This is a genomic window from Halopenitus persicus, assembly GCF_900107205.1.
In the GTDB taxonomy this organism is placed as follows: domain Archaea; phylum Halobacteriota; class Halobacteria; order Halobacteriales; family Haloferacaceae; genus Halopenitus; species Halopenitus persicus.
In genome coordinates this window covers 64,647-89,848 of sequence record NZ_FNPC01000007.1, presented here as the reverse complement: position 1 = coordinate 89,848, position 25,202 = coordinate 64,647, and the positions used below count along the sequence as shown (strand labels likewise).

The 25,202-nt window shown below is 54.9% G+C and carries 18 protein-coding genes and 1 pseudogene; 11 read left to right on the top strand and 8 right to left on the bottom strand.

The window, feature by feature from the left end:
• Positions 1 to 76: 76 nt before the first annotated feature.
• From trkA to BLV25_RS12140, 9 genes are all read left to right on the top strand, one after another.
• Positions 77 to 1,414 carry a Trk system potassium transporter TrkA gene (gene trkA / locus BLV25_RS12180; RefSeq protein WP_092733636.1) on the top strand — a complete coding sequence of 446 codons (1,338 nt, stop codon included), beginning with the start codon at positions 77 to 79 and terminating at the stop codon, positions 1,412 to 1,414.
• Between the two features lie 975 nt (positions 1,415 to 2,389).
• Positions 2,390 to 3,688 carry a DUF7405 family protein gene (locus BLV25_RS12175; RefSeq protein ID WP_092733633.1) on the top strand — a complete coding sequence of 433 codons (1,299 nt, stop codon included), beginning with the start codon at positions 2,390 to 2,392 and terminating at the stop codon, positions 3,686 to 3,688.
• On the top strand, positions 3,675 to 4,733 hold the full coding sequence (locus BLV25_RS12170; protein ID WP_092733630.1) for a DUF7350 domain-containing protein: 1,059 nt from the start codon (positions 3,675 to 3,677) through the stop codon (positions 4,731 to 4,733). The genes BLV25_RS12175 and BLV25_RS12170 overlap by 14 nt, the downstream gene beginning before the upstream one ends.
• Before the next feature lie 105 nt (positions 4,734 to 4,838).
• Positions 4,839 to 6,488 carry an ABC transporter substrate-binding protein gene (locus BLV25_RS12165; protein ID WP_092733627.1) on the top strand — a complete coding sequence of 550 codons (1,650 nt, stop codon included), beginning with the start codon at positions 4,839 to 4,841 and terminating at the stop codon, positions 6,486 to 6,488.
• A gap of 4 nt (positions 6,489 to 6,492) precedes the next feature.
• Positions 6,493 to 7,494, top strand: a complete 1,002-nt coding sequence (locus BLV25_RS12160) for an ABC transporter permease (RefSeq protein ID WP_092733624.1) — start codon at positions 6,493 to 6,495, stop codon at positions 7,492 to 7,494.
• Positions 7,491 to 10,112 (top strand): ABC transporter ATP-binding protein/permease, encoded by a 2,622-nt coding sequence (locus tag BLV25_RS12155; protein ID WP_256335716.1) that lies wholly within the window; start codon positions 7,491 to 7,493, stop codon positions 10,110 to 10,112. The genes BLV25_RS12160 and BLV25_RS12155 overlap by 4 nt, the downstream gene beginning before the upstream one ends.
• The gene (locus tag BLV25_RS12150) at positions 10,109 to 10,774 is read left to right on the top strand and encodes a phosphate starvation-inducible protein PhoH (RefSeq protein WP_092733621.1); all 666 of its coding nucleotides are present in this window, start codon (positions 10,109 to 10,111) and stop codon (positions 10,772 to 10,774) included. The genes BLV25_RS12155 and BLV25_RS12150 overlap by 4 nt, the downstream gene beginning before the upstream one ends.
• Positions 10,771 to 11,376 (top strand): hypothetical protein, encoded by a 606-nt coding sequence (locus BLV25_RS12145; protein ID WP_092733618.1) that lies wholly within the window; start codon positions 10,771 to 10,773, stop codon positions 11,374 to 11,376. The genes BLV25_RS12150 and BLV25_RS12145 overlap by 4 nt, the downstream gene beginning before the upstream one ends.
• 614 nt (positions 11,377 to 11,990) lie before the next feature.
• On the top strand, positions 11,991 to 12,425 hold the full coding sequence (locus BLV25_RS12140) for a TRAM domain-containing protein (RefSeq protein ID WP_092733845.1): 435 nt from the start codon (positions 11,991 to 11,993) through the stop codon (positions 12,423 to 12,425).
• Between the two features lie 45 nt (positions 12,426 to 12,470).
• On the opposite strand, the gene BLV25_RS12135 is transcribed toward BLV25_RS12140, so the two are convergent.
• The 3 genes from BLV25_RS12135 to BLV25_RS12125 form a co-directional block, all read right to left on the bottom strand.
• Entirely contained in the window at positions 12,471 to 13,739 is a 1,269-nt protein-coding gene (locus tag BLV25_RS12135) for an RNA-guided endonuclease InsQ/TnpB family protein (RefSeq protein ID WP_092733614.1), read from the bottom strand.
• 180 nt (positions 13,740 to 13,919) lie between these two features.
• The gene (locus BLV25_RS12130) at positions 13,920 to 14,345 is read right to left on the bottom strand and encodes a hypothetical protein (RefSeq protein WP_092733611.1); all 426 of its coding nucleotides are present in this window, start codon (positions 14,343 to 14,345) and stop codon (positions 13,920 to 13,922) included.
• Positions 14,345 to 15,229: a ParA family protein gene (locus BLV25_RS12125; protein ID WP_092733608.1), complete on the bottom strand. Its 885-nt coding sequence runs from the start codon at positions 15,227 to 15,229 to the stop codon at positions 14,345 to 14,347. The genes BLV25_RS12130 and BLV25_RS12125 overlap by 1 nt, the downstream gene beginning before the upstream one ends.
• A 359-nt stretch (positions 15,230 to 15,588) precedes the next feature.
• Here BLV25_RS12125 and BLV25_RS12120 point away from each other — a divergent pair, with 359 nt between their 5' ends.
• The gene (locus BLV25_RS12120) at positions 15,589 to 15,996 is read left to right on the top strand and encodes a hypothetical protein (protein ID WP_092733605.1); all 408 of its coding nucleotides are present in this window, start codon (positions 15,589 to 15,591) and stop codon (positions 15,994 to 15,996) included.
• Between the two features lie 27 nt (positions 15,997 to 16,023).
• Here BLV25_RS12120 and BLV25_RS12115 read toward each other — a convergent pair whose 3' ends face one another.
• The 4 genes and pseudogenes from BLV25_RS12115 to BLV25_RS12105 all read right to left on the bottom strand — a co-directional run bounded on the left by BLV25_RS12115 (position 16,024) and on the right by BLV25_RS12105 (position 20,302).
• Entirely contained in the window at positions 16,024 to 18,423 is a 2,400-nt protein-coding gene (locus BLV25_RS12115) for a DEAD/DEAH box helicase (protein WP_092733602.1), read from the bottom strand.
• Between the two features lie 2 nt (positions 18,424 to 18,425).
• Positions 18,426 to 19,043 carry a ribonuclease H-like domain-containing protein gene (locus BLV25_RS17915; RefSeq protein ID WP_256335715.1) on the bottom strand — a complete coding sequence of 206 codons (618 nt, stop codon included), beginning with the start codon at positions 19,041 to 19,043 and terminating at the stop codon, positions 18,426 to 18,428.
• 78 nt (positions 19,044 to 19,121) lie between these two features.
• Positions 19,122 to 19,871: pseudogene (locus BLV25_RS18155) on the bottom strand (helix-hairpin-helix domain-containing protein); the annotation flags it as partial.
• An 89-nt stretch (positions 19,872 to 19,960) separates the two neighbouring features.
• A complete protein-coding gene (locus BLV25_RS12105) occupies positions 19,961 to 20,302 on the bottom strand; it encodes a DUF6788 family protein (RefSeq protein ID WP_092733596.1) in 342 nt (113 codons plus the stop codon).
• An 807-nt stretch (positions 20,303 to 21,109) separates the two neighbouring features.
• Between BLV25_RS12105 and BLV25_RS12100 the strand changes: the two genes are divergently transcribed.
• On the top strand, positions 21,110 to 22,345 hold the full coding sequence (locus tag BLV25_RS12100; protein ID WP_092733593.1) for an orc1/cdc6 family replication initiation protein: 1,236 nt from the start codon (positions 21,110 to 21,112) through the stop codon (positions 22,343 to 22,345).
• Positions 22,346 to 23,647: 1,302 nt separating this feature from the next.
• On the opposite strand, the gene BLV25_RS12095 is transcribed toward BLV25_RS12100, so the two are convergent.
• Positions 23,648 to 25,048 carry an ATP-binding protein gene (locus tag BLV25_RS12095; RefSeq protein ID WP_176819488.1) on the bottom strand — a complete coding sequence of 467 codons (1,401 nt, stop codon included), beginning with the start codon at positions 25,046 to 25,048 and terminating at the stop codon, positions 23,648 to 23,650.
• Positions 25,049 to 25,202: the final 154 nt, after the last annotated feature.

The following is a 25,202-nucleotide window of genomic DNA, read 5'->3' as shown; positions in this document are numbered from 1 at the left end:
ATGGCAGCTCACTGTATCAACAGTAGGAGCCCGAGGCATAGTAACCGACTTCAGCGAATAGATATGTAGTGTGTCTATGGAGGTGGTCATTATTGGTGCAGGTGAGGTGGGCACGAGTATTGCTGCCAGTCTCGCAACGAGTCACGACGTGGTGGTGATCGACATCGATCCGAGTCGTACAGAGGAACTCAAATACGAATACGACGTGCTCACCGTGGCCGGTGATGGAACGACATCCGAGATACAGAGCTCTGCGGATGTTCCGGATGCCGACATAGTCATTGCCTGTACCGACGATGACCAGACGAATCTCGTCGCGTGTGGAACGTCAAAAACACTGGGTGATGCATTCACCATCGCGCGGGTGAAAAACACGGAATATCTGCGGACCTGGGAACGTGACCAGACAGCCTTCGGTGTCGACTTCATAGTCTGTACGGATCTGAAGACAGCGGAGAACATCGTGCGAATTATCGGTTTACCAGCGGCGATCGACGTCGACCCATTCGCAGGGGGGCTCGTTCAAATGGCGGAGTTTGAACTCCCGGAAGATAGTCCGGTCGTCGGACAGACGGTTGCTGAAGCCGACCGATTTGAATCGCTCACCTTTATCGGACTCTTCCGTAACGATGAAATGATTTTGCCTAAGGGAGAAACGGATATCGTAGCTGGCGATCGAGCAGTCGTTATCGGGAGTCCAGAAAGCATCCAATTGTTTGCCAAGGATATCGCACCGCAGGTTACCCCAGACAGTACAGATGATATCGTAATTCTCGGTGGCAGCGAAATCGGGTATCAAACGGCCAGGCTTCTCGAAGAGCGTGAGCTAGCAGCCCGAATTATCGAACAGGACACGGATCGTGCGCAGTGGCTCGCAGAAAACCTCCCGAAGACAATAGTACTGGAACACGACGGAACCGATACGGAGTTCCTTACGCGAGAGCACGTTGATGAGGCTGATATTGTCATTGCAGCGCTTGACTCCGACGAGCAAAACCTCCTCATATCGATTCTTGCCAAGCGCCTCGGTGTTGATCGGGTCTTTGCGATCGTCGACAGTCCGGATTACATCACACTGTTCCAAGAGATCGGCATCGATGTTGCGATTAATCCCCGAACCGTAACCGCTGAAGAGATTATCAGGTTCACCTACGAGAGCGTTGCAGAAAACATCGCGGTCCTCGAAAACGATCAGGCAGAAGTCTTAGAGCTTGAGTTGAGTGACAATTCACGCCTCGTGGGAAAGCCAATCAAAAACCTCGTAAAAGAGATTGAGGGGCAATTCGTTATCGGGGCGATCACACGGGAGCAGTCGTTGATTAGCCCACGAGGAGAGACGGTCCTAGAGCCGGGAGACCACGTAATTATGCTCGTTGAGATGGAATTTGCTAGTGAATTGGCTTCATTTACGTGAAAACATCTCCAAATTCTATAGAGTATCTTACAAATCTGTTGACCTTTGGGCGTTCATTTTGCTAGCCAGAGAGACTAACAGTTGAGATCGGTAGGAAGAGTACCCAGCGTAATACCGTCAAGATACCAGCCTCAATTTTAATTTATTCCTGGTCAACGGAATAGAAGGCACGCATCAAATCTATCCTCCGAGATTATGAAGTTGAAACTCGCGAGTGTCACTACGGACGGTCCGCAAGTGACCGAGGAGAAACTGGCTGTCTTCAAAGGACCTGATCCGTTTTCGACGTTCTTGACCAACAAGAACTACGCGGTAGTGCTGACGACGGCGAAACTGTTCGTCACGCTGCTCAGTCGGAGCCGAACCGTCCTCCTCACTGTCGACGCGCTCGCCGCTTGCCAGCCGCGACGAGGAGTTCTACTACGTTCAGGCGAGGAGTGCGGAAACACTCGATACGGTCCGGTCGCTTCGTCCGAGGAAGTCACCGTCCGGAGACGCTGGCCTATGCTGCACTCGACGACAAATACGAACTCGTCCGGTGTCCCCCCCTCTACAGCGCTGGTGGTTGTCTGGGGTGGGTCTCCACCGAAGCTAACTGAGACAGAGGTCCCGATCCAAGGACGGTTCGATGAAACAAATCCGTACGGGTGCGGGCAACCGAAGCGTTTGGACGACTCGCAGCGTTCGAAACCGGCATTGGATCGGAGTCTGGCTCGATGGTGTCAGAACGAAGTGACGACCCACCAACCTTCCTGATCGCCCAGCTGATATACCGTCGACGGACCGTATCTCCATCGCGGGTTCATTTACATAGAGGGCTGGCCCCAAAGTGTCCCCGCTACGGTGCTCCACACTAGAACATTAGGCCGGCCTAAATTTCACAACTGTTTTGTATTCTTTAGGTAGACCTAAATCTATGACAGACAATAGTGTGGGCGAGAAGCCACAGGCGGCGAGGCGAGACTACATAAGCTGATGACGAGACAGAGAGGAATTCAACGTCGTGAGTTTCTGAAATCTGCTGTCGCAATTGGTGGGACAGCAGCTTTCAGTGCGTGTGTCGGTCGCGAGCAAGTAGACGTTCCGAAAGGCCCGTCAAAATTGTCAGATCTACCTGAACGACAGCACGCTTGGAACAGCGTTCTCTCGACAGATGACTACGGAAATACCATTGTTCCACGCCATCACGGGCTGCTTTTCTTAAACTTCAACAGAGAAGGAACGCCGGCCGACAGCGACCGACAGGCGATGGAGACTGCGCTACAAGGCATCGAACACGCATACGAGCGAAGCGCCGACGGGCTCCTAATGACCGTGGGTTACTCCCCGGCGTACTTCGGTCGCTTCGAACAGTCGCTCCCCGAGAATGTGGACCTCCCGATGCCAAAGGCGTTGGCGCCGTTCGAAGATCCAAAACTGGATACCCCTGACACCGTCGTCCATCTTGCCAGCGACCATTCACAGGTGGTTCTTGGCGCTGAGGAGGCACTCAAGGGGAATAAGGATACACTGAACGGCGTCGATCAGCCGGACGCTACTCTTACGGATGCGTTCGAGATTGCCGATCGACGGACGGGATTCGTCGGCAAGGGCCTTCCTGCCGAGAATGACGATGTCGAGGGTGTTCCTAGCGACGAAATTCCTGAGGACTCACCACTTTATATGGGATTCAAATCGGGGTTTAAAAATAACCAGGCATCTGAGGATCGGGTCTCGATCCAGAGAGGTCCATTTGCAGACGGGACAACCCAGCACATCTCGCATATTACGTTGAATCTCAACCAGTGGTACAACCAGGACAGCCGCTATCAACGGGTTGCGAAGATGTTCTGTCCCCATCACGCGGCAGAAGAGGCTGTCGAAGGCACCGGGAACAACCTCAATACAGACACAGAGATGGATAAGTGCAAACACGCGAAAGACGCTGCCAGGGAAGAAGGTGTGATTGGTCATTCCCAAAAAATGTCTCGGGTTCGGGAAGACGATAAACCAATCATTCTCCGACGCGACTTCGACTCGACAGACGGCGGCCAAGCCGGGCTTCACTTCCTTGCTCTCCAAAGGCAAATATCTGACTTTGTAAAAACCAGAGAGGCGATGAACGGGACTGACTTGGCAGAACAGTCCGCTGTTGGCCAGCGGAACAACAACGGAATCCTCCAGTATATGAACGTCACTAACCGAGGTAACTATCTCCTCCCACCACGCTCACTACGCGCATTGCCTCCTGCAAATCCTCCATCGACAAAAGAGGAGAACAATGCAGCGGCGTGAGTTTCTCAGTTGGTGTGGCTCAGCAGGAGCGGTTGGTCTCGCTGGATGTACGGATGCCGAGCTGCAGGAATCAAGTGGTGGTACTTCACTTGTTGAGAACCGGCCGGAGGCTGTGTACTATCCGACGCACGTTGATGGAATGCAATTGACAGAGGTGAGGAAAGATGGGGCCTACAAGTGTATATTAGCGTATACGTTCCCACATCGATTCTGGCTCGTCACAGGCGACCGAAAAAACAAGGTGGAACTCAATGAGAACGATTCGATGCACTTGATGCCAGTTGTCTGGCACCAGGAAACTGGAATCGTCCCTGCGGATTTGAACCCACAAGTGCGAGTTCGTCTAGATGGTGAAGCCGTCACGTCGCTTTCTCCGTGGCCAATGCTCTCCCAGCCTATGGGCTTCCACTTTGGAGATAACGTCCGACTTCCGGAAGAAGCCACCTATCAAATTGAGGTCTCTGTCGGAGACGGGTCGGTAAATAGAGCCGGTATACTCGCTGATGCTGGACCGGCATCATTCACGTTTTCACTGGAATATAGCCAAGCCAAGATGGACGATATCACATACAGAAACATTTCCGAGGAGAAGCAAGGGACGAAGGGCGCAGTGTCACCGATGAAGATGAACGGATTGCCGTCCACTCAGCTCCCGAAACCAAGTGGATTGCCTGGGAGCGTTCGTGGAACAGTGACCAGTGGCGATGGAAAGTTCGTCGTCACGACTCTCGACGATGCGACGCGGTTCGACCACAAGGAGAATGAGGTATATCTCGCTGTCTCAGCAAGAACACCCTACAACCGCTATCCACTTCCGCTGATGTCGTTGTCAGCTATTCAGAAGCGAAGCAGTGAGATCATCTACGACAATATTCTCCAACCGAGGATTGATTCCAACCTCGGATATCACTATGGAGCTGCCGTCTCCGACGTCGAATCCGGCGATGAACTGACAATAACGATCGATGCACTGCCACAGACGGCGCGACACGAAGGCTACGAAACAGCGTTCTTTGAGATGCCGGAAATGACGCTAAAGCTGTAGCAGCAGGAAGAGCGTACTCTTTGCAGTAACTCGTACATCTATGCAAAGATTTAGGTCTACCTAAAAATCGGAACAGTTAAATTGTTTAGGCTGACCTAAACTAGTATGGTTCAGCGACAATCGACGAGACGGAGTGTCCTCAAAACGGGGATCGGTGCTGCCGCAGGAACCACGCTGTTAGCAGGGTGTACAGGTCAGATAGACGAGGTTACTGGTTCTACCCCTGGAAATAATGCCTTGCGTATCGCGACTGACTCTGACCCGGGATCACCGCTGAACATCTACGTCAGCAGTCACAGCAAGTTCGACTGGATGAAGGACCTGGTATACGACCGACTCCTCGCGCCATCTCCGTACGTTGATGAACCGATGCCAGGGCTGGCCAAAGAAACCAACCAAGTAGACGACACGACCTGGACGGCAACCATCCGATCTGACGCGAGCTGGCACGACGGCGAACCGTTCACCGCCGATGACGTCGTCTTCACTTATCGGTATCTCCGGGACGGTCCGCCGACCCGATACGCCCACCACGTGAGCGAGGCACCCCACATTGAGACTATCGAGGCGGTAGACGAGGAGACTGTCCGGTTCAAGTGTGCCTATCCCTGTCCTACGCTCGCCGACATCACGTTTGCCGACCTCCCGATCATCCCGAAGCACGTGTGGGACGACGTTGAAGACCCATCCAAGTACGCCGGGCTTCCCGTCGGTACCGGTCCGTACGAACTCGTCGAATACGAGTCGGGATCACATCTCAGGTTTGAGGCGAACGAATCGTACTTTATGGGTGAACCGCTCGTCAATGAAGTCGTCATCCCTATCATCCAGGACCACTCGGCACTCTTCACCGCTCTCCAGAGTGGCGACATCGACACGGCCAGCGTCGGGCTCCCACCGTCAACGGTGAATAAGTTCGAACAGAACGATGCGTTCGATCTGGTCCCAGCTACGACGCTGTCACTGGTGGAGATTCGGATCAACTACGAGCGGGCACCATTCGACAAACACGACTTTCGGTGGGCGCTCTCACGTGGGATCGACAAAAAGTCGATCGTCGACGTGGTGATGCTCGGGAAGGCCGTCCCCGGTAGTGAGGGATATCCACATCCGAAGTCACCGTGGACGGCACAGGATATCGGCCAGCCCTACAAGCCCGAAGAGGCACGAGCGACCCTAGATGAACTCGGCTTCCGCGACCGGGACGGAGACGGTGTCAGGGAAACTCCGGGCGGTGAGGAGCTTTCGTTCACACTGAAAGTCCCATCGAATCAGTCGTCATACATTCGGGCCGCCGAACTAGTCGCTGAAGACCTCACAGCCATCGGCCTCGAAACGACCGCGAAGACCCTCGATCCCGGTGCAATCGGTGACCTGTTCAGCTCCCGAAACTTCGATATGTACATCAGTAGTATCACTCCACACGGTGTTGCTGACCCTGACCAGTTCGTGATGTCACATCGCTCAGGATATCTCTGGGACAAGGAGATTGAATATCCGGCGTGGGATTCGCTTTTCGAGGATTGGAAACAGACCGCTACAGTCGCGGAGCGCAAGGAGGTGCTGTTTGAGATGCAGCGGCTGTTCAACGATCAGCCGACCTCCCTGCCGCTGTGGTATCCCGAACCCCGGTTCGCGTACCGTCCTGAAGCCCACGACAAGTGGGCAGAGTCGCCTGGATTTGGCATCCACCACAAGTGGTCGCTGCTCCCACAATCGGTCCGCGGCGCTTCGGTGACCGATTCCTTCGAATGACGATATGCGCTCACGCATCCAGGCTATCGGAAGCGGTGTCCTCGAATATGGAGTGACACTCCTCGCAGCACTCACAGTGAATTTCGCACTGCCGTACGTCGCGCCCGGAGACCCACTCCACTATCGACTTGGCCGGGCAGTCGAGAGCCTCAGTGTGGAGCAGCGAGCGGAACTACTCGAGACCTACGGTCTCGATCAGCCCATCCACATCCAGTACGTCGACTACCTGCTCGGCATCACACAGGGCGAACTCGGAACCTCCGTTATGTACGGCCAACCCGTCAGCGACGTCCTGCTGCAGCGACTTCCCTGGACATTGCTCCTCGTCGGGTCAGCACTCGTACTCTCCACAGTGGTTGGAACTCTACTCGGTGGCCTAAGCGCGTGGCGAGAGGGAGACCGGACCGACGCCGCGCTTATGACCGCCCACGTCACGGCCGAATCGGCACCTGCGTTTTGGGTCGGAATGCTAGTCATTGCAGTGTTTGTCTCCTGGCTGGGCTGGTTTCCATCATACGGTGTCTCGTCAGTCGCCGCGGGAAGCAGCTACATCGGCTCGATAGCCAGTATCGCGATCCATCTCACGTTACCGCTTCTCACGCTCACCGTCGCCCGGATCGGGGGAATATATCTCATCGCACGCGGATCGGTTCTCACGACGCTCGGAGAGGATTTCCTCCTGTTCTCGCGAGCTAAGGGCCTATCTGACCGAGACGTACTTCTCCGACACGCGTTACCGAACTCATTGCTTCCAATATACACTCGGTTCACGCTCCAACTCGGGAGCGTCGTCGGTGGTGCAGTTGTTGTCGAGACGGTTTTCTCGTATCCCGGGCTCGGTCTACTCATCTATGACGCCGCGATCGCGAGAGATTACCCGCTTCTCCAGGGAGCGTTCCTCGTCCTCACTGTTACCGTAATCGCAGCGAACGTCCTCGCTGACCTGACCTATCCATTCTTCGATCCGCGGACGACCGCAGGAAACACAAGGAGGGCCGCCGAGTGATATCAAATCACCTGGAAGAACTTCTCGAAGAAATCACACCGAGTGAGGGAATCGGCGGCTCGCGAGAGTGGTTCCTCGTCATCGGAAGTATCGGGGTGGTACTCGTTGGGCTTCTTGCCCTCTTCGCGCCACTGCTTGCCCCGTTCGAGCCCGATGCTCGAGTTGGGCCGCCGTTCCAGGCGCCGAACACCGACCACCTACTTGGGACCGACGACCTCGGACACGACCTCCTCTCGCTCCTCCTCGTCGGCGCACGCGTCTCGTTGCTCGTCGGAGTCGTTACTGGGTCGGTGGCAATACTCGTGGGACTCCTCGTCGGTGTCTCGGCGGGCCTGCTCGGCGGGCGAACGGAAATTGTCCTGATGCGGTTCGTGGACGTCGTGTTGACGCTCCCGTTCCTGCCACTTGTAATCGTGGCTGCGGCCGTCCTCGGTCCGAGTCTCTGGACCACAATCGGTGTCCTGACTGCCGTTATGTGGGCGCGTCCGGCACGCGAACTCCGATCTCAGGTTCTCTCGGTCAGAAACCGTGAATACGTTCAGGCGTCGAGTTCGATGGGCGGGTCGGTGTTCCACGTTGCGCGCACGTACATCATTCCGGCATTGTTACCCATCGTTATCGCCCAGCTTGCCAAGGCAGTCGGCGCAGCTATCCTGCTCGAAGCGTCTCTAAGCTTCCTCGGCCTGGGCGATCCGACGTCACCGAGTTGGGGGACAGTCCTGTTCTTCGCACAGAAACAGAACGCCTTCCTCACCGACGCTTGGACATGGTGGGTCCTCCCGCCGGGTCTCGCGATAACCGCCAGCGTGCTATCGTTTACATTCCTGGCCTTCGGCGTCGAACGGACAACAGGAAACGAACGACGACGTGTTGCAACCGACACGGACCACGCCAACGTGGACATCCAAAACACGGAGGATGATAAGCGCTCGTCGAACGTCCTTGAGGTGTCGAGCCTCACAGTCGAATACGGAAACAAGGAACCAACTCTTGCAGTCGACGATGTGGACCTGGAACTCCGGAAGAAGGAAGTACTTGGCGTCGTCGGCGAGTCCGGGAGTGGGAAGAGCAGCGTCGCACTCGCCGTCCTAGGTTTGCTCCGAACACCGGGACGGGTCACGTCCGGTCATATCACGCTCACCGCCGCGAGAGACGTCGAAGACGATGCCGACCTCTCGGACATCAGAGGTGACGAGATCGGGTTTGTCCCACAGGAGGCAATGAATGCTCTCGACCCACGACTACGGCTAGACGAGCAGATCGTGGAGGCGATCGAGACGCACCGGGACTGCGACCGCGGCGAAGCAGTGACGAGAGCCCACGAGATCCTAGAGACGGTCGGACTCGATGAATCCAGTTATGACAAATACCCTCACGAACTGAGCGGTGGGATGCGACAGCGAGGGGTCATCGCGACCGCGCTCGTGAACGACCCGTCGGTTCTTATCGTCGACGAGGCCACGACGGGACTCGACGTCGTGACGAAGTTAACTGTCCTCGAGTTACTTGAGGAGCTGCAAGAGGCCCGCGGGTTCGCTATGATAGTGGTCTCCCATGACCTTCCGGCAGTGACTCGTGTGGCAGACCGATTGGCAGTGATGCAGGCGGGGTCAGTCGTCGAGATCGGTACGACCAGTCGACTCACTTCGTCGGCCGAGCACGACTACACAAAGAGACTGCTCGATGCTCGAACGCCGCTCCCAGTCTCGGAGCCAATCACCCTCAACAAGACCAAAACAGCGGTCTCGGAGACGACGAATACCGCCTTCGAGCGAGACGCTCGAGATAATGAACTAGGTTCCCAACAGTCTCTCATATACGAAGATGTCTCGAAAGAGTTCGGTAAGGACGAGCAGGTCTTGACCGGTGTAGATCTCGGCGTTGCCAGCGGCGAGGCAGTTGCACTGATTGGAGAGAGCGGCGCCGGAAAGAGCACGCTCGGTCGGATGGCTGTTGACCTCGAATCGCCGGATGATGGAAGCATAACTATCGATGGCAAGAGCCTAGATCGGTGGCACGACCGCGGTCAGCGTCAACTCGCCCGCAAAATACACTACCTTTTCCAGGATCCCTACGAGTCGCTCCCGCCGAATCGTCGAGTCGGAGAGATTGTTCGCGAACCGCTTGACATCCACGAGGTAGGGACAGATCCTGAAAGAGCAGAACGCGTCCAGCGAGCACTCGCTGACGTTGGGCTGGAACCAGCGGATAAGTACGCCGGGCGGTATCCGACCCAACTGTCGGGTGGGGAGCGTCAACGGGTTGCACTAGCCCGTGCTATCGTGCTTGAGCCGACGGTACTCATCGCGGACGAACCCACATCGATGCTCGATGCGCCGCTCCAGCACGAAGTCCTCACCTTGTTGTACGAGTTGATCGACGAGCGGAATATCGCACTCCTGCACATCACGCACGACATCGCCCAGGCAGGTGCCTTCGCCGACAGAATCGCGGTCCTGCACGATGGTCGCATCGTCGAGGAGGCAACGCCGACGACGATCTTCCAACAGCCGAAACACGAACAGACGCAGAAATTGATCGACGCGGCCATCGCGGTATCGAGTGGCGGGCAGGCCGACCCCAAAGAGCAACCGCAGCCCATCGTACCCAACCAATGATTTCGACAGAACATCAGACACATCGACCGGTCGGGTTTCTGGACCCAGACGACGCATTCACGCGACGGTTCGTCGAGTCGGACTTCGTGGAGACCCACCTACAACGCATCGATATGTACGAATTCCCAGACGTCGATCTGACGGGGCTCCCCGGCCTCATCGTCTCCAGCCAAGTCGATCAGGATCACCTCTATCGACACCGAGATCAGATACGTTCGTTTCTCGCGGCAGGCGGGGTCGTCGCATTCAGTGGCCACCTCCTGCGGCAGTGGCTCCCAGGTGCAGGGTGTTTCGAGCCGAAGTCTATCGAGTCACACGATGATTATACCGTTGTCGAGGTGACGCCGCATCCGATCTTCGAGGATGTCGAAATGTCCGACCTCACCTACCAGCGCGGCGTCGCTGGCTTCTTCGCTCGCGGCCACAATCCGCCTCCGGGGCACGCCACGACACTCCTCAGACTCCGTGACGGTGAACCGGTCGTCTACATTGACGATGAGAGCACTGCCGGGACAATTTTCGTCCACAGCGGGAACGACCTCATCGGGTTCGGGCGGCGTGACACGACGGCAGAACGTGTCCCGGAACAGTTGGTCGCGTGGATGCGGGCGGTCTCGACCGTCCGGTCGACCACGGCATCAGCACAGGGTGATCGCACATGAGTGATCTCGCGGCTCTGTACGGTGGCTCGGCGCCTCACCGACGAACGCTACTTGAATCCGAGTATGCCCGGTACTTCGACGAGGTCGTTCACGTCCTCGACATCCCCGACAGTGGCTTGGACGCGTTCGACGGATTGTTTATTCCGTCACGATTGCACATCGAGGCCCGGAATGCACACGGCGACCGTCTCCGGGAGTTCCTTGAGGATGGGGGGGACGTCGTCACATTCGGTCAGCAACCTGACCCGTGGATGCCGGAGATCGAGTGGACCCACCGACCGACCAACTTCTGGTGGTGGCTCAACGAAAACGGGGACAGCGGCCTTCGATTCCCCCGACGAGATCATTCGTTCTTCGAACATATACCGCCTAGTGACTGCGAGTGGCACTTCCACGGATCGTTCGACCCGCCTCAGGAGGCAGATGTGTTAATCGAGGACGACGAAGGAGATGCAGTCCTATACATCGATACGGAAACGTGGGCAGGGCAGACACTCGTCACTACGCTTGATCCCACCTACCATTTCGGATCGCACTTTATGCCCGCAACCGATCGCTTCCTGTCGGGATTTCTCCCGTGGCTCCACGATGAATTCCTGTAGGTGGATCAACAGACAGACATCGTTGTTGACGTCCTGGCAGAGTGCACCTTACCCGGACAAATCTGGAGGGGTTTGGGGACTGGATCTGGACATTAAGAGGGCTATCAGCACTCTCGACCCAAAGAAGCGGGAGTATATATGAGGAGCAGAGTCCATTTCCTACTCCGGCTCCTGCTGGCGATAGCGATACTTTCAGTGATCGGTAGCGGGACTGCCCTTTCGCACCTGGAACATAGGGACGGAACGCCAGAAACACCATTGGAACCAAGTGATGATTCGGTAGGAGACACACCAATCGTTGGTGGGATTGGAGTGGTTGTAGTATTCACGGCAAAAATGCTCCAGTTCCGAGGAAGCCAATCCACACGTCTTGTGAGAAGCGGATTTTTACTGGGAAGTTTGTTGATTGGGGTCGCTGGTCTGGACCTGCTCTACCAGCTGGTCCCATAAGTCGACTGAGAATCTATTGTATATCAGATTCGCTCTTCTGCCGATCGACCAACTCTGAAGCATACACTAGACAGGCAGTCTCAACTTCCAGTGAGCAAATTCGCGAAGACCGTTGATATACTGGATACCCAAATTCCATTAGTTAGCCTATGATACAACCGGTAATGACGGAGATACCTGACTCGCTACGCCTTCTCTATGAAACTACACTTGAAAAGCGCGATGGCCAGTATACGATTTCAATCCCGAAGGAGATAGTCGACGGAAGCTCACTTACCACTGATGACGTCTACCGGGTGGCGTTGCTTGCCTCAGCAAAGGAAGCTCAAGATGAAGCAGCCAGCTCGGAACGAGCGACGAACGACAATGACTCAAATCGCAACGGCAATGATACACCCCCAGTAGAAGAGGGAGAAGTGCGGTCTGTTACCATTGACACATTAGGTGACCAAGGTGACGGAATCGCGAAGGTCGAGCGAGGGTTCATCGTAATTGTTCCTGGGACCCAGCCCGGCGATATAGCTGACGTCAAGATCACGGACGTGAAGAATTCAGTAGCCTTCGCCGAACCAGTGGCCGATCCAGAAGTTAGGTGTTGACATCCTCCCCGCCCTGAAGGGCGAGGATTCCCGAGCGTTGGGATATTACGGTTTGGAACCCACCTGTTCCCTCGGGTGGAACGACCCCGAGGTTTGATTGAACAGGTAAGCTACTGGCCGTGCCAAACGACCGTTACTCATATCCTCCGTCGGAGGATTCTGAGTTATCTTTCTGCGAATATTCACCGCGCCGTTCACGTCAGCGTTCATCGTCGTACCGCACGACTCACAGACGTACAAGCCACGCTCCACGCGATTGGCGTCTCGTTTCCGACCACAGCACGAACACGTTTTTGACGTGTCTCGCTCGCTCTTGCGGTCTACGAGGATGCCGTGTTCCTCGGCTTTGTATTCGAGCAGGTTCGTGAATCGGTCGAACTCCCAGCCGTGGAGTTTCTTGTTCCCGCGCTTGCCCCAGTTGCGAGCGTCACCGTTCTCGTCTTCACGAATCTGGCTCAAGTCACCGATGGCGATGTGCCCGACCTCGTGGTCGATACACTGTTCAACGATGTGCTTGGCGAGGGCGTGAAGAAAGTGGTCTTTCCGTCGGGACAACTTCCGTCGAGCGCGAAGCGCACGACGAGACGGGCCGTTCTCACCTTCGGTATCGTACTCGTTACGGGTGAAGTAGTGCTTGTCCTGTTTCAGCACGTTTCCGGGGTACAACTCGGCGTCACCGTCATCGTAGGCGATGGCGAGGTAGTTGCTGATGCCAAGGTCGATTCCAGCAGTGTTCTCGCCGGGTGCGTCTTCGACGGGAATCTCGACCTTGCAGACGAGGTGGAGTTCCCAGCGGTCGCCGTTCCACACGGCTCGTATTTGCTGGATGCTCTCCACGGTCACGTCGGGTCGCGTCTCGTACTCACAGAGGATGAAGTCCGAGCGGTGGGTCTTCAGGTTGAAGCCTTTGCTCAGACGGAGTTGGTTGTGCTTAGAATCGTGCTTGATGCCCTTCTGCTTCCACGTCACCGTGGAACGCGGGTGTTCGTCGCCGTGTTTACGGTAGCCGGGTGGGTTGGCGTTCTCGTCTCCGCGTTGGCGTGCGTTGTACCAACTGGTGAACGACTCAGCAAGCTCTTCGAGAACTCGCTGACTTGACTGAGAATGGAGGTCACTGTATCGTTCGTGTTCCTTGAGTTCGGATTTGAGTTCGCCGTCGTCGGGGATTTCTCCGTCTTCGTCCCATCGACCTTGCGTGTAGTATCGGGCGACGTTCCACAGTTTCGACGCGGAGAACCCGCACTCGTCGAGGTCGTCGCTCACCTGTTGGTGATTGACGATTTTCGCTCGATAGGTGCGGGTTGTCTCCAGCATCGGACTGTGTTCATAACAAGTTATGGAAGATTATATATTAAAACTAACGACTGGGCGTGGAATATCCGGACTGCTGTCGAGCGTGGCCCGTGTAGGAATGGTCGGCTGTATCCCCGCCCTGAACGGCGGAGTTTTAGCCTTGAATCTTCAATAACACGGCGCCCTACGCAGTCGTCGTAGTCACTCCAGATCGTAACCCCACTCACGAAGTGTCGCAGCGACCTCATCGGTGTGTTGTAGTCCGACGAGTAACGCTGCCTCACGTAGATCGGCTTTTTTGACCGATTCGCCCAGTTTCGTTTCGATCGTCTGCGCTGCTTCACGATGTGTGTCAACCGTCGACTGCTGTAGGTGGAGCTGTACTGTTTGATCGCGGCCATCGGTAATGTTGTTCCGAGTAAGGACCCACGGGAGATCGCCTTGTGTGGGACTCGATCGATCGGTCTTCGAATTCGAATGGACGTTGGAATCGTGTGTCTCAGGCGTTTCGAAGTCGTTCGACTGGTCAGGTCGAGATGTCTCCGTCTCGGCTGTCGACTCGGCGTCAGGAGCCGTTCCGGTATCACCCCAATCGTCGTCCGCAGCGCCGCTTTTGAATCCCCCCATCAGGCCGTCACCTCTCGTTCGTCAATATCGAGAGCACCGGGCTCCGGTGGGTCAGGGGCTTCGATCCCACCCTGCTGCTCGATGAACCGAGCGATCCGATCGAACTGTGCAAGGGTGTCGAGTTCGTACTCACGACGGCGGTCACGGTGAGTTCGGACGTACTCGAACGCCGAACACTGCTGGCGCCAACAGCCCTCCATCAGCGACGTCCTGTCGGCGATGATCTCAGGGACTTCATACGGGATTGCCTCCAACGTTGCTTCCTGATCACGAGTTCCCTTGAACCCAATCGGCACAGCGCCCAACACGCCGACATCGATGTTGAGTTGGTCAGCGAAGTTGGTTGCCAGATCCTCTAACCCCTCGACGGCAGCTTGTCCCTTCGCCGATGGTTCGATGGGAAGAAGCAGGTTTCGCGTCGCATAAATCGCGTTATAGAGGTGGGATCCTTCGGTCGCCGGCGGATCACAGATGAGGATGTCGTACGTGTCAGGGACACCGGCGTCGCCGAGAACGCGACGGAGCTGTGCATGGACGTTGTACGCGTCGCCGAAGTCCTCGGCTTTCTTCTGTTCACGATCGAGATGCTGAGTGAGATCGGACAGTGAGTTGTGTTCCGGGATGACGTCGATTCCTTCCACCGTCTCGATGAGGTCCTCGAAGGGACCCCGTGGACTCCCGACCATATGGCGAACTAAGCTATCGGCGCTGGCGTCCGCACGATCGGAGTCAACACCCAGAAGGCGGCTCAAGTCACCATCCTGCGGATCCAGCGGGACGACCAACACGTCAAGTCCGGCTCGTTGATGCGCTATGGCGGCGTTCGCCGCCAGCGACGTCTTGCCGACACCGCCCGCCTCACTGTATACCGTGTACGCAAGCATATGAGATAGATAGAACTCTTGGCTAATGAAGGTACGTCAGACAGTTGTCCAACTATCTTACCTTAGTTAGATACCTACTATAGACATATACATAAGATCTCTATCTAAGATACCTTAGATACATACATTAGATAGCCCACTCAGATGTCAATCAGATACATCTTAGATAGAGATCTAAGTTACCTAGAGGAGGCCTTGCGTCGGTGTCCTTAAGGATGTACTAGATGGACGAAATCCTCGACGACACAACGGAGCTCAACTCCTCGATTGGATATTCAACAATCTGGAAGTAGAAAAATACGTTCAGAGTGGCTACTGCCGGTATATTCAATTATATGTAGCCTCAATAACAGAGTGAAATGGCGGAATTCCGCCGAGCGGGTGACGAACGAGTCAACGTCTTTGTCGTCGACGACGTTCATCTCTTCAAGCATTTCTTCGATGACGACGAGGTATTCGACCGGCTGAAGCGGTACTACAACAACCATCAATATCGGTTCGAAGTTCCTGCGAACGAGTTTGAAGAACTCCGGGAGTTTCTCGAGGATCACGGATATGGACTCGTCGACGTCGACGTGACCGAGGAATTCGTTGTGGTAGTGAAGAAATATACCGATCACCCGGACAATATCTTCAAAGAATCCGTCGTCCAGCGGACAGTCAATGGCTACAACTGTTTTCTAATGACCGATCAGTCGGCTGTCGAAAACGCAGTCCAACAAGGGGCCATTCGCCTAACGCAAACAGATCTAGCGAACCCGTTTTGAAGGAACACTATCGTGCCAGACGACTGTCTAGAGCTGGTTGATCAGATTGTCCAGTACAAGCAGTGTAGCGTCAGTATGGAGGAACCGGTTCTGGTTCCCACATTGAGAGTCCATTATACACGCAGGACAGCCACTCGTTCCGTTACAGTCACACTGGCTCACTCGCTCGCGAGTCCGTTCAGCGATCGTCGCTGTTTGGTCGAAGATTCGTTTGGTAAAGCCGAGCCCTCCTTCGACAGCGTCGTGGATGAACCACGTTGGAACGCCCGTCTCCGGGTGTGCGATAGTACTCAAGCCGCCAAGGTCGGATTTGTCCATCCGCAGTTCGAGGGGTGTGAGCTTGATCATTCCGTGTTCAGCGCCGTGGAGGCCACCACCAAAGACTTCCATTACGTCGCTGTCCGTTAGCGTCGAAGAATCTTCACCCGTGATCTCGCGAAGGACGTCATCCTGCAGTGACGGTGGAGTTTCGATCCACATCAACTGTGTATTGAGTTCGATCGGCGGAAGGCCCGTGGATCGTAACGGTTGGGTCGCTGAGCCAGAATTGATGTCCTTCCGCCGAAAGTGCGTATAATGGATCTCGACGGTACCCGTTCCCCAGGAGAGCTGGTATCCGTTCCCGAGATCTCGGGTTGCCTCGGGATCGATATTACGGACGGTCTTTTCGGAGATCGTCTCGGTATACTCGTTCGTCCGAACCTCTTCGACGGTGATGTAGGGGTTTGGAACGTCTTCGACGAAGTCAACGACCTCGTACTGGACCCCGTTGTGGAGAAAGAGCGCGCCTTCGTGATGGTCTCGATATGCTCGTTCACGGTCGATCGGCTCCATATCGATGTCCCGATCCTGACAGCGGACGTCGAACTGGATATCTGAGGACGTATACATCGAGATGTCGGATTGCGGTCGCGGAGAACCGGTATAGCGGACGCTTCGCGACAGATCACCTGCGAGTTTTCCGGCATCGATCCACATCTCGACGGCACGATCGAGGCGGTCTCCATCGAACCACTCCCGATCGGCGGCCGTCAGCGGGTGTTCTTGTGCAGCGCACAGGATATGCTGTGCGTAGACAGGGTTGTTTTCGAGCCCAATGACGGCATCCTCGATCGCATCGCCGAGAACGTACGCAGGATCATCGAGGATGTACTGGTCGATCGCGTCTGCACGAGCAACGAACACCGAGAGGGCATCAGAATCGCCACGGCCGGATCGTCCGATCTGCTGCCAGAACGACTGTCGGGTACCCGGATATCCCGTGAGTATCGTTGCATCCATCGAACCGATGTCGATCCCGAGCTCGAGGGCGTTCGTCGACGTGACGCCGTCAAGTTGCTCGCTCTTGAACTGGTATTCGGTTCCACGACGTGTCTCCTTCCCCAGGCCGGCGTGGTACGGTTCGACGCTTAGATAGCCGGAGTTTGGGTGAGAACTCGCCGCGTTACTGGCGTATTTCGCTCCGAGCTCCGCATTCTTCCGACTCCGAGTGAACATCAGCGTCTGGATGCCGTTGAGTCCAAGATGCGCAAGAACGGAACTCGCTTCGCGAACAGGATTCGTTTGCGCCTGTTGAAATTCCTCGAAGTCGGCATCAGGACCCAACATCCCGTCGTCGACGGGTGGCTTCCAGAACGCGATGTCACGCTTGCCTCGAGGCGAGCCGTCTTCATCAACGACGGTAAACGATTTCCCGGTTAGTCGCCGCGAGTGTTCAGAGGGATTCCCGATCGTTGCGGAGGTACAGACGATCTGCGGGTCACTGTCGTAGTGTTCAAGGATCCGTCGTAATCGGCGGATCGTCCACGCAACGTGCATCCCGTGGACGCCCGTGTACGTGTGGGATTCGTCGATCGCGAGAAGGTCGCAGTTTGCCCAGAACGTGTGCCATCGCGTGTGGTGTGCCAAGTAGACGTTGACCCCGACGAAGTTCGTGATGATAACGTCGGCCGTTTCCCGAATCTGCTTTCGGCGATCCTGGGGAGTATCGCCATCGTATACTCGAACGGAAATGTTCAATCCCAGCGTGCTGAAGAACTCGTTGAGTTCCTGTTCCTGATCTCGAGATAACGCCTTCGTCGGGTAGACGAGAAGTGCCGTCGAATCCGGATCCGCGAGATAGTTCCGAGCAATTTGAAGGGCATAGACGTAGGTTTTTCCCGATGACGTCGAGGTTGCGACACAGACGTCATCACCATCTGCTAAGTGACGGAGGGCAAATGCCTGGTGGGTGTAAAGATCCCCCACAGACTCACTGACCGAATCAGCGAGTCCAGCATCGAGTACTTCGTGCGGATCAACGTATGCACCGGCTTGTGCAGAAACGGATTCGGCGTATTGTAACTGACCCTCGTACTGGGGAAACGTTCCTTCGAGTCCTCGAGCAGTAATTGGGGCGTACTCCGGTGGGTCTGGATCTGAGCTCATAGTTACCAATCAGAGAGACGTTGCTGTGTGGTTGTTTCCGTGGTATTGCGAGATGGTTCGTTGGTCGATACGATACGGTTACTCTTCGCGAGTGACTCATAGATCACAGCGAGTCCGCGGACGTCGTCTTCACAGTAGGACTTGAACCGATCCCAATCCGGCTCCGTCGACGGGGATCGGTCCGCCATCCATTGCTGATATGTTCTGGCAACTGCAGCTCCAGTCAATCCGGTCTCGTCACGTTCGTAACCAAGCGCTGCGGCGACGTCTTCGAGTTTATTCGTGCGGCCAGGAAGGATCGCGTTCTGCTTCTCAACGGCCCACTGGTAGGGATCGAAGCGATAGGTACTGTTCCAGTCGTCCTCGTAGTGTGGACAATACTCGATGATGTGGTCGTGGATGACGCTGAAGTCGAACTTCCAGCCACGATACGCCACGAGAGGACGATGGCTCGCGTTTGCCGTGTACCACGCCAGGAAGTCCTCGAGGGCCTGTCCCGGTTCGTCGGGATTTGTCTGGATGAATGACAGGTATCGGCCGTCCGCAGCTGTGCCATCCAGGACACCGATAAGCCACGTGATCGTCGGAGAGAGTCCATCCGTTTCGATGTCGATGTACACAGGATCTCCGTTCGGAAGCGGATCGTCGGACTTGCGTACGATCTCGTCGTGAGCGATCGCCGTTGCGCTTTGTTGGATTCGGTCAGCGATCGTCTGCCCGAGTCCGGGAAGATCAGACAGTGAACTCGTAGACGTATTGGCGATATCTTCCCGACTCGTGAAACCTGCTTCTCGGAGCTGTTGTGCGCGTTTGCCTCCGACCTGATCCAACGCTCGAAGTCCTAGTTGCGATTGGTTCACTGAACGCGTGAGCACACGTCCATCATCGCGACAGTCAAGAGCGACGAGAGGAGTGCCGGCATATCCCGAGTCGAACCCTCCACCAATGACGGTGAGGCCATCCCACTCACGGCGATAGTCGGCTGGAAGGGACGCCGAGATGTGGACATACTCTCCCTCGAGCTGGCTCGTTTGAAGAGATGAGATGTACGCTTCGCGACCGACGAGTGTGGTCGAGAGTGATGTCGTGTCCACATCCAATTCGAGGAGTCCACTCAGGACGAACGATGGCTGATCGACGTCGAGGTCCCGGGGTTCACACTCACGAAGTTCGCGAAGGGACTGTTCGGTCGGTGCAAGGACGACCTGAACGCCATCGATACGACGTGGACCACTCGCTGGTGCGTTACTCGCAGGATGGTACAGGAGAGTTTCCGGACCAAGACGTCGGCGAAGACGACTTGCAGCACGCGGTGCCGGAACATCTCCCGTTAAGAGGACGATCGACGGATCGTAGTAGGTGAGCCAGTCATCCAGCAGTGATGGCTCAGCCTGCTCGACGAACTGTGGAGATGCACACGCGATACGAGTAGTAGCAGGTGTCGACATTTCTGGAGAGAGAGAGTGTGTTCATCGGTACGGCGGCCACCGTCTTGAGTGTCTGGTTCCATCAACTCGATTGACGTGGGTATTCACGTTTACCCATCAGAAACCGGGCCGTGATACTCCCACTCGAGGCTATCTCCCCGTCGACGAACGGTGTACTTGTAGGGACCATGCAGTTCACCTGACTGGCACTTGCAGCTGTCTTTGCCACAGCTGACTTTCTTGATCACGACCGTTCCGTCGCTCGAGTCCTCAACTGCTTCGATCGACTCATCCTCGTCGACGTCGATGTCGTCGGCGTCGACGTCTTGGCGGTACGCGAGAAGATCGTCGATCCACGCCTGGAGCTCGTGGAGAGTCGGATCGTCCTGTTTGGGAACTCCTTCAGCGAGATACTTCGGGAGCGAATCAGGGGCAGATGGTTGAGTCGACATCGTCTTACCAAACAATAGACGTGGTAATAATTAAAAGTTAGGTAAGATTGAAACATTATCCCTCCGTCGTTTCCGGAGCTATACCGGTTGAGATATCTCACATCGCGGAGTATACAACGATTAGATTTCTTCGGATACGGTGGTTTCTCAGAGAGATTTATTATCCCAGACTTTCCAAAAGTATCCTCGAAAGACGACTGTACACTCCACCGTTTCCGGAGCTTTGTACGAGCTGTATCTCTGAACGATGTGCGAGAAGAAGAAGAACGGCCGAGACAAGTTGAGCTCTTCCTTGGTCAGTAACGTAGGATGTTGTACGAGACAATGACGATGTTTCCGTGAAGATCGGAACGTTTTCGTCCTGACGCGTTAGGCAACCCTCCACCGTTTCCTAAGCTATTATCGACGAAGGATAACGAAGACCCTCACTCCACTGTTTCCTAAGCTACCGTCTAGAGAAAGAGGGTGGGGCGTGGGATACAGAAGATATTGCCGGAGAACGTCGGAACGTCTCGGATCTTAATGTAATAAAATAAATATATTGTATTTATTACTGTTCTTTTCTAGGGTACTGCGGGTACTGTTTCTAGTATAGTGTCTTAATAGTTTCCCTTATTAGATGAGTTCGTTAGAGGGGTAGGGTACGTTTCTACAATAGCTTAGGAAACAGTGGAGTGAGTGTGTTATAAAAAGGAAGACAGCTTGGGAAACCGTGGTGGGTGTTTATTTATATACTACAGAGCTTGGGACGCTTCGGAAACTAAGGAAGCGGTGGTTTTATTACATCGTGGTGTGAGGCCACCTTTCATGGGGATGTTTCAGCGAGATCGTCAGGTGTTTGCGGATGCTGAACCCCTTGACGACTCCTACGAGCCGGAAGACATCCGTGAACGCGACGAGGAACTCGAGAAGTACAAACGTGCCCTCCAACCGATCATCGACAACCGCCCGACGTCGAACATCTTTCTCTACGGTAAGACGGGGACGGGAAAGACCGTCGCGACGAAGTTTATGCTCTCCCACCTCGAAAACGATGCGACCGAGTACGACGACGTCGAACTCTCGACCGTCTGGGTCAGCTGCGAGAATCTCTCCTCATCCTACCAGGTAGCGGTTACTCTCGTTAACGAACTCCGAGAGAGTAAGGGCAAAGACCGCATCAGTACGACGGGGTACTCCCAGCAACGAGTCTTCGACATTCTATACGAAGAACTCGATGAATTCGGTGGAACTGTCGTGATCGTCCTCGACGAGATCGACAATATTGGTCACTCCGACGATATTCTCTATGGTCTCCCTCGAGCACGATCGAACGGCTACGTCGAGGATGTCCGACCGGTGATCGTCGGGATTAGCAACGACTTCCAGTTCCGAGAAAATCTTTCACCGAAGGTCAAGGACACGCTGGCTGAAAAGGAGATTCTCTTTCCCCCGTATGACGCGAACCAACTCCGATCGATCCTTAATCCGCGTGCTGAGAAAGCCTTTCACGACGATGTCCTCAATGACGACGTCGTCCCACTTTGTGCGGCGTTTGCTGCACAGGATACGGGTTCGGCGCGGCAAGCGATCCGGCTGCTTCGCGAAGCCGGCGAGCTAGCCCAGGCGGACGATACGGAAGCCGTTACTGAAGATCACGTCCGGGACGCCCAGGACGAGCTCGAAAAGAACCAACTCTACGAGGGGATGCAGGAACTCACGACGCAAGGCCATGCAGTGCTTTGTGCGCTCGCATACCATCAGGCGATTGGTGAGGTTCCAGTGCGATCTCGCGACCTGTACCAACGATATGTGAAAATCTGTGAACGTCTCGACGCTGATAACGTCAGTGAACGCCGTGTTCGCGATCACCTCTCCGATATGAACATGCTCGGCCTCATCAGCGTGTACGAACGGAACGAAGGACTCTCCGCTGGTCGGTATCATGAATACGAGCTCAACGTTCCGTTGAAGGCTGTTCTCGAGGTTCTTCTTTCAACAAACCGCTTTGAAGAACCCGCGAACATCATCCAGTCGGCGGCTGATGATAACAACCTCTTGTAGACCGATATCTCCGATTATTGAATCTCATTTATAGATTCTTGATGTAGTTGAGATAACAATTTTAATTGATTGTTTGAACTGGAAAAAGCTCCGGAAACGGTGGAGGGGGTTGGTTCTCGTGAAGCTTCGGAAACAGTGGAGGGGATGGATGTTGTGACTCGAGGAGCTACCTCAGCTGGAGATCTCAGTCTGTGATTGAGTTGAGCAAAGCTCCGGAAATAGTGGAGTGTTCCAACCTCCGAAAGCTCAGGAAACAGTGCTGTAGTTCGGTGGAGAAAAATCGTTTGGAGGAACGAATATCGACTTACGATTTCTGAGTGTCACCACACCACTCCGTCAAGTGAAGAACAGGCTGTGAACTGCTCTACCGGCCGATTTCTGATTCAAATCGCAAAAATATGATCGTATCTTATCTAACAAATCTAATCGAATAACCAGGCAGTTGTTTGGTAAGAACTTCCCTTCTGAGACGTCGAAATCTTGGCTCTCTGTGGGTATCACGCATACCCGGGCCCTCCGATAATCACATAGCGAAAAGCTCCGGAAACAGTGGAGGGTGTCTACGCAAGACGTTGACGTCCTGGGGCGTTCGGTATGTGGATCGTTCCACAATGTTCGTCAGATATGCCCGAAATTGCTGAAACGGTGGTGGGTGTTGGGCAGGAGAAAAGGGAGTCGAGAGTCACCAACAAAAGACTATGCGTTCGGTCGATCAACACTGATCTGCTCAAAGTCGATATCTGTGAATCGAGCTGTATCTTTGAGCACTTCGACAGCTATCTCGGTGTCGACCTGGAGCTGGTATTTCTATGCGGGATCTGGACAAGACATAATAAAACCCTGGTTGCAGGAATGTCTTGAATGTCTCCAACGGACGGTCCCAAAAGAAACAGACATACCACACCCACACCACCGTTTCAGCAATTCTCGTGTGAACGGATAGGGGATCCCCTGTTCCGAATTAAACACGTGATATAATACGAAAACCTGCTGTTCAGCCCTAAAACCTCTATTTCGGCCGGAGTGACTTCACGACGGCTAATATTATATATTATAATGTTTCGTTTAGTAGTAGCGGTCTTTTCTTGCCATCATTACCTCACCAAATTCATTGACACTTTCATCCCGGCGTGGCGTCCGTTTGCCGACCGCGCGGACGAGCTTGCTTCAGTCATACCCTAATAAATGTGGCTCTCAGTTGATTCCTTCCGTATTAGAACGCGTCGTCCGAAGGGATGGTGCAGTTGGAAAGTCTCAGGTTCGCGATCAGGGCTTGAGCGAGAGTCTCTACACGCGGTCGGATCAGATTGTGAGGAGCAAGAGCCAGAGTGGCAGCTTTGCCACCTCCTCATCGATCGATGGCTCGAGATCACGGGCGACCACAATGCCGAATTCGCAGTCGTGGTCGTCACAGAAAGCTCGAATCGATCTGATCGGATCGCTATCTAGGGATGCGTTCTGTGTCACGACTGGAAGAGGATTCTCGTCACCAGTTTCGACGACGAAATCGACTGCCTCGCCAGCACTCTCCCAGAAGTGGACTTGGGCGTTCCGTCTCTGGTAGTAGAAGCCGAGTCGTTTCAGATGATCGAAGACAACGGTCGATGTGAGCAACCGTTCGACGTCGGGTTCAAGCATTCCGTCGAAATCAAGGTCGGCGAGCGAACCGACGACGAGCGGATCGCGCAAGTACAGTCGGACACTTCGCCGGCGCTCGTACTCGTACTGATACGAGGGAGTCAGAATGAAGAAGTCCTCGAGGATGTCGAGGTATCGCTGGAGCGTGCGCCGATCGCATTCCAATACTCCGCTCAGATCCTTGAGCCCGAGCGTCTCTCCCGTGTTCAGGGCTGCGATCGCACACAGGGCATATAGATCACTCCGGTCTTCAAATTGCTGGTACCTCGGAATGTCCCTGTAGATAGTCGATTCCAGATTGTGTGCGACATCCGCGGTGTCCACTTCTCGCTCTGATCCTCTGAAGTAGTCTAAAACACCGCGTTTGACGGCACTAGTGGATTCCAACGATGAGGTGAGTGCGTCGACCGACGAGCGAAGCGGTTCGAGGTCGCCAGAGTCCGCACCCGTCTCGAGCGCATCACGCAATCCACGTGCGTGCTTCTTTTCCACCTGTGCCCGCCCACTCTCGGTAATGACGTCGTAGAACTTTGGGGGGAGCAGCAGATCGCTCTCGGTGTCCACGCCGAGATCTTCGGTGGGGCCTGTCTGTGCCCGATTGAGCGTCGGAAGGGTCACCGCAACCGTGAGGTCGTCGAACTCTTCTAAACACCACCGTACTTGTTCGTCCCAAGAGTCAGACGCGTGGGCGTCGTCGATGAGGACGTAGCCCTCACCGTGGTCGGCATCACGGCGCCAGTAGTAGGTCGCAAAAATGTCGACAGCATCCCGGATGACGTTCGAACCAATCTGGAACCGGGGGTTCCCGAGTGGAAGATATATGACGTTCTGAGCTGGTACGCCATCGTCTTCGATTAAATCGTGCGCAATCTGGTGGAGGATCGTCGTTTTTCCACTGCCCGCGGCTCCCGCTATGGTTGTGAATCGGCTGGAACGGACGTTGTCCAATTTGTACTGATAATCGGAATGTCTCTCGGAATGATACCGAGCAGACGACGACACATCGCCCGTCTCCCACCACGGGTTTTGCCGCCCGTAGTCTGTCCCGAGTTCGGCAGTCTGCATACTCGAGTTCATATCTCTAAGCGCATATGCTGTTCGATGTCTCTTAATTCTATCTCTGGAACACCGATAAACGACAACTTAATCTAGTTACGACTACTGTAAAACGCAATCCAGATTCTTAGGATCATACTGATGGCCTAAGAACATAGTTTTA